This window comes from Allorhizocola rhizosphaerae, assembly GCF_003426775.1.
Taxonomy (GTDB): domain Bacteria; phylum Actinomycetota; class Actinomycetes; order Mycobacteriales; family Micromonosporaceae; genus Allorhizocola; species Allorhizocola rhizosphaerae.
This window is the reverse complement of the sequence record NZ_QJUG01000365.1, coordinates 1-5,005: the sequence shown is the minus strand read 5'-3', so window position 1 is coordinate 5,005 and position 5,005 is coordinate 1. Positions and strand designations below refer to the sequence as shown.

The window sequence follows — 5,005 nt, the reverse complement described above, 5'->3', positions numbered from 1 at the left end:
CCCCACGCCACGCCCCGCCCCACGCCACGCCCGCCCCTCGACGCCTAGCCCTCGACGCCTCGCCGCTTCGTCCCTCGATGCGTCCATCTGCGCCTTCATCGCATACGCACCGGGACTCCGGCCTGCTCTTCCGCGCGCTACATCTCTGCTCCGAGTAGCCGGTGCAGAGACGTAGCGCCGCGAAGAGCCATGTCAGCGGGTGCCCGCTGTGCGATCGCTTGCATTACGCGCGATTCCCGCAAAACGGACACAGGCCCCACAGCCCAGGAGACAAGCCGGCTGCCGTCTTCACGCCGTAGGGGGTGAGTGCACGCCCGGTCAGCCGAAGGCTCCCGCGAACACCTCGTAGGCCCGGCCACCGCCAAGGATCGCGAACGTGACGTGGTCGAAATGCGGCACCTCACTCAACGCCCGTGCCCACGCCGCAGCCACGACCACCGGATTGTTGCGGAACACGCCGCACCCCCACGCACCCAACACGAGTGTGCGTTCGCCATGATGCGCCGCCACTTCAAGCACCCGAACCGCCCGTCGCCGCAGCACCCCCGGCACACCGGGCAGGAGCGAAGGCGCCAACTCCGTCAGGTTGGGCGCCGCACACGTGAGCATCGACGCCGTGTAGGCCGTGTCGAGCAGGGCCCCGGAGTCGTCGCGAAACACCGGCACCCGCGGCGAATAGATCACGTCATCGGTGTAGAGCCCGCTGTAGTCCCGCCGATAGAACCCCGGCTGCGTGAGCTGGCACGCATACAACGCCGACGAACGCGCGATGCTTTCCTCCTGCGCCTGCGCCCCCCGCAGAAACCCGCCACCCGGGCGACGCGCCGACGCGAACACCAGCACCGCAGACGACCCGAGCCGGCGTGCCGCGGCCAAAGACGACTCCCGCGTCACCTCGATCACCGGGCGCGGATTGACCGTGCCCGCCGGCTGCGCAGACTGCGTGTGCAGCACCGTGCCCGCCACGGCCGCATCGATCCCCGGATAGGCGCGCTCGTCCACCAACCGCACCGTTTCCGAGGCGATCTCCCGCAGGTTCACTTCTTGTCCTCCCACGTGGGCCCGAACGATTCGACCACGACCGGTGCGCCCAAGAGTGGACCCACATCGAACGGTCCGGGGCTCAACACGGGCCGCGAAGTCATCAGCCGTGCAGTCAGCGCCGCCTGATAGTCCAAATCCCTGAACGGACCCGGCACGATCCTGTCCATTGTGGAGTACGCATCGCAATAGCTTGACACGCTCACATCGCAATGCGTGACGGCGAGCCCGTCCACTCCCCCGCACACCTCGATCGCGTAGCGGTGCGCCACCGCGTCGAAGTGGCCCAGCCGGAACGCGCCCTGCCACGGCCCATCCGCGTTGTGCGGCTCCGGATATCCGAGCGCCGGATCAAAGGTTACCAGCGGACCGGGCCCGTGCCGGGTCGTGTATGTGCGCACCACCCCAAGCCGCAACGCATCCGGGCACAGGGCGAGCGCGTTGTCGAACGTGGTCGTGGACCAGGTCGTGTACGGGTGGAATCCCCGCCACTCGTCCAGCAGCACACCCTGCGCGCCCTCGAACACGCAAGGCCCATCGTCGAGCGGCAGCCGATCCGTGATGGACACGGTGGACCCGAACTCCAGGAACACGTCCACCACATCGGACACCCTGGGACACCCGAGATCTCCTAACATCTCCCGCACCACGCTCAGCTTGCGCCGCAGAGTCGAACGCGAGCGGCAGTCGGCGACCCGCGGGGCCTCATCCGGTACCAACAAAGAAAGTGACACCGCCTCGCCCACCCCCATGCCGCAGCTTCCATGGCGGTCTTGGCCGCGCAGCGTTTCCTTATGCCGGTTGGCCGCCGTATGCCACGGGGTCACCACCAGCGCGTCGGGATCGACGGTCAGCAAATGATACGGATTTCCCAGCGCCGATGCCTCGGTGGCCAGCGCCAGCGGGTCCACGACCATGAACCGCGACAGGTGGGTGGGCACGCCGTGGAACGTGCCCGACCCGAACTGGGAGAAAGTGTGGTGACGCCCGGAAGGCGTCACCACATTGTGGCCGGCCTGAGCGCCCCCGTTGAACCGTATGACTGCCACCACCGGTCCACTTGCGCAAAGCCAGTCCACGATCGTGCCCTTGCCCGCGTCGCCGTATCCGAGATCGACGACGCTGACATGAGTCTGCATCGAAAGGCCTATGCCCATCTATGGTCCAACGCCCGCGCAACCACGTTTCCGGCCGCCGATCCGACCTCGGCCAGGTCGCCCAGGCCGGTCCGCAGGTCGATCGCGTCCTCGGCGAGACCGATCGTCAGGGCGATGGTTTCGCATACGGCGTCAAGGTTTTCCAGCTGCAGCACGTTCTGCCCGAGCAGCTTGCGCCAGCACCCGAGGATCTCCCGGTCGCCCGCGTAACTGGCCCCCTCGGGCAGGATGTAGTAGACCTCAAACGTCCGTTGCAGTTCGGCAACAATTTTCTCGACGTTCATCGATTCGACGTCGGTGTCTCCGATGAGCTTGCGCACCGCGCGCGGGTCCACTCTCGGATAGGGCATCTCATCGCCGATGATGAACAGGTAGCCCTTGCGCCCGCGCTTCTCCCAGCAGTCCAGCGACGTGTGCCGGGCCATGAAATACATTGCCAGTTCGTAAGACTCGGTGCGCTGCCCGCCACCGCCGCCCTCCAGCACGATCAGCCCGAGGTCCTCGTCCATCCGGTTGTCCGACTCGAACTGCCCGATCTGCAGTGGCACCCGGTCGCACGTGGCGTCGCCGATCGCGCCGAAGAGCACCTGCGGATCGCTCACATATCCCTTGCGCTGCAACAGCTTCAACAGGTCGGGCAGCTTCTGCTGCAGCACCCGCGGCACGTGCCCCATCGAACCGGTGACATCGAACAGCACGGCGATCGCCGTCGATCGCGGGTGCTCGTCGCTGTCGCGGCTCTCCCGCACGCGCACGCCCAGCGGGTCGAGCCTCGGGTGGACCTTGCGCGCGCCGCTGTCGCTGTAGGCGAAGGCACTCTCGCCCCGGGCGCGGCGATAGCGCTCGGCGGCCTCATAGGTGTTGGTTGACCAGCGTCCATGTCCCATGTTCATCTCCCTCGTAACGAAGCTCGTAGCAGGGCTGGATGCAGGAGTTGCGCGTTTCCGGCGCGATAGAGCCGAGCTCGTGGCCCGCCCCGCTCGCCGCCCTTTTCCGTTGCGGCGCCGGTATCTTCGACGAAACCGGGCACCGAAAGCACCTTGCGGTGGAAGTTGCCGGGGTGCAGCTGCTCGCCCCACACCGCGGCATAGACATTGCGCAGTTCGGCGATGGTGAACTCGGGCCCGACGAATGCGGTTGCCAGTGGGGTGTATTCGAGCTTGGCCCGCGCCCGCTCAAGCCCGGCCGCCAGAATCTCGTCGTGGTCAAAAGCCAGATCAACTGCTTCGTTTAGCGGTATCCATTGCGCCTCCGACACATCGCCGCCCGCACGCGGATCGGGCAGGCTGGGCGCGAAGGCCAGATAGGCCACCGAAATCACGCGCATGCGCGGGTCTCGCCGGGGATCGCCGAACGTCGCCAGCTGTTCTAAGTGGACCTTCCCCATCGAGGTCTCCTCGGCGAGCTCGCGCCGGGCCGCTTCGTCGAGCGTCTCGTCGCGCACGAACCCGCCCGGCAGCGCCCGCCGCCCGGCGAACGGATGCTCGCCGCGCTCGACCAGCAGCACGTGCAGCGCACCGTCGCGAATGGTCAGCGCCACCACGTCAACGGTCACGGCCACCGGCGCATAAGCCCGCGGGTCGTAGCTCGCCAGGAAGTCCTTCTCAGACTCAGAAGGTCTCAACATGAGAACAACATAGCACGGCGTGACGCCTAGCGCGACGGGTTCCTCCCACTGATCGCCACGGCGCGCTCCAACATGGACGCGTCGTCGGCTACCGGCACGGGCTCGGCGTAGATGCCCATGGCCCGCCCCTGCTCACCGGTCTGCGCGACAAACCGGTACGCCAGCTCGGCCACGTCGTCGTCGCAGCGATAGTCCTGCCCGGTCGCACGCGCAAGGTCCCACCCGTGGATGACCAGATCGCTGACCAACATCGTGGCCGCGAGCCCGGCGGGCATAGCGCTCCCGCCCATGTCCACCACGCCGTCCCACGCGCTCGGCTCGGCCCACGCCGCGATGGCTTGCCGGGTCTCGTCTTCGAACCGCGCCGCCCAATCACCGGTCAGCAGATCGTCGGCCCACAGCCCGCCCGGCACGGCCTCGCCCCGCCCCGCGAGCCGCAACGCGACCGCGACCTGGAGCAGATGGTTGGCCAGCACGCGCACATCCCAATCGCGGCACGGGGTCGGCGCGCTCATCTGATCGGGCTTGACGCCGCGAACGACAGCGGCGGTCTCTGCTACGGCCTTGACCATCAATGGGTGCATGCGAGCCACACTAGGTCGGCGCCGAATGCGGGTCTTGTATAAACGCGACGCTATCGTGGCACCCGTGCCGGGGATCCTCCACGCCCGCGCGGCAGAGCAGAAGTTCCGGTTCAGCGCGGCCGAACCGGTGCCCGCTCTCGCGCCGTTCGTCGCTCACTACTGGTTCGTGGAGTGGGATCTGCGCGGCCAGCACCCTTACGAGCAACACGTGCTGCCATATCCGTCGGTCAACGTCACCTTCAAACCCGGCCGGTGCCGCGTGGCGGGCGTGCCCCGGGGCCGGTTCTCCGAGGTGCTCAACGGCGCGGGGCGGGTGTTCGGCGTGCGATTCCAGCCCGCGGGGTTCCGCCCGTTCCTGTGCGCGCCCGTGTCGTCGATCACCGATCGCTTCCTGCCCCTGAGCGAGGTGTTCGGCGCGGCCGGGCGCGAGCTCGCCGACGGAATCCTCGCGGCCGACAACGCCCGCGCGGTCGCGCTCATGGACGACTTCCTCGCGGGGCGTGCGCCCGCCGCTCCCGATCCGGGCGCGACGCTGGCCGGCGCGATCGCGGCCCGCATCGCGGCCGACCCGGGCGTGACCCGCGTGGCCGACCTGG

General features: G+C 68.1%; 6 protein-coding genes. 1 reads left to right on the top strand and 5 read right to left on the bottom strand.

The window, feature by feature from the left end; all coding sequences use genetic code 11:
* Positions 1–318: 318 nt before the first annotated feature.
* From DM816_RS40070 to DM816_RS40050, 5 genes are read right to left on the bottom strand one after another with little or no spacing between them, the layout of a single operon-like run.
* On the bottom strand, positions 319–1,041 hold the full coding sequence (locus DM816_RS40070) for a TIGR02452 family protein (protein ID WP_246002677.1): 723 nt from the start codon (positions 1,039–1,041) through the stop codon (positions 319–321).
* Positions 1,038–2,180, bottom strand: coding sequence for an adenylosuccinate synthetase (locus DM816_RS40065; protein ID WP_117215685.1), 1,143 nt, complete (start codon positions 2,178–2,180; stop codon positions 1,038–1,040). Before DM816_RS40065 ends, DM816_RS40070 begins: the two co-directional genes overlap by 4 nt.
* A gap of 8 nt (positions 2,181–2,188) precedes the next feature.
* Positions 2,189–3,085, bottom strand: a complete 897-nt coding sequence (locus tag DM816_RS40060) for a hypothetical protein (RefSeq protein ID WP_117215684.1) — start codon at positions 3,083–3,085, stop codon at positions 2,189–2,191.
* A gap of 2 nt (positions 3,086–3,087) precedes the next feature.
* Entirely contained in the window at positions 3,088–3,825 is a 738-nt protein-coding gene (locus DM816_RS40055) for an NUDIX hydrolase (RefSeq protein ID WP_117215683.1), read from the bottom strand.
* 26 nt (positions 3,826–3,851) lie between these two features.
* Complete coding sequence (locus tag DM816_RS40050; protein WP_117215682.1) at positions 3,852–4,409, bottom strand: TIGR03086 family metal-binding protein; 558 nt, start codon at positions 4,407–4,409, stop codon at positions 3,852–3,854.
* Between the two features lie 64 nt (positions 4,410–4,473).
* On the opposite strand from DM816_RS40050, the gene DM816_RS40045 reads away from it, so the two are divergent.
* Positions 4,474–5,005 (top strand): DUF6597 domain-containing transcriptional factor (locus DM816_RS40045; RefSeq protein ID WP_246002676.1); only part of this gene is annotated, 532 nt, incomplete at its 3' end.

Bases quoted from the DNA above. Each gene is read 5' to 3' on its own strand.
- DM816_RS40065 (WP_117215685.1), bottom strand. From the start codon at position 2,180: ATGCAGACTCATGTCAGCGTCGTCGATCTCGGATACGGCGACGCGGGC.
- DM816_RS40060 (WP_117215684.1), bottom strand. From the start codon at position 3,085: ATGGGACATGGACGCTGGTCAACCAACACCTATGAGGCCGCCGAGCGC.
- DM816_RS40055 (WP_117215683.1), bottom strand. From the start codon at position 3,825: ATGTTGAGACCTTCTGAGTCTGAGAAGGACTTCCTGGCGAGCTACGAC.
- DM816_RS40050 (WP_117215682.1), bottom strand. From the start codon at position 4,409: ATGCACCCATTGATGGTCAAGGCCGTAGCAGAGACCGCCGCTGTCGTT.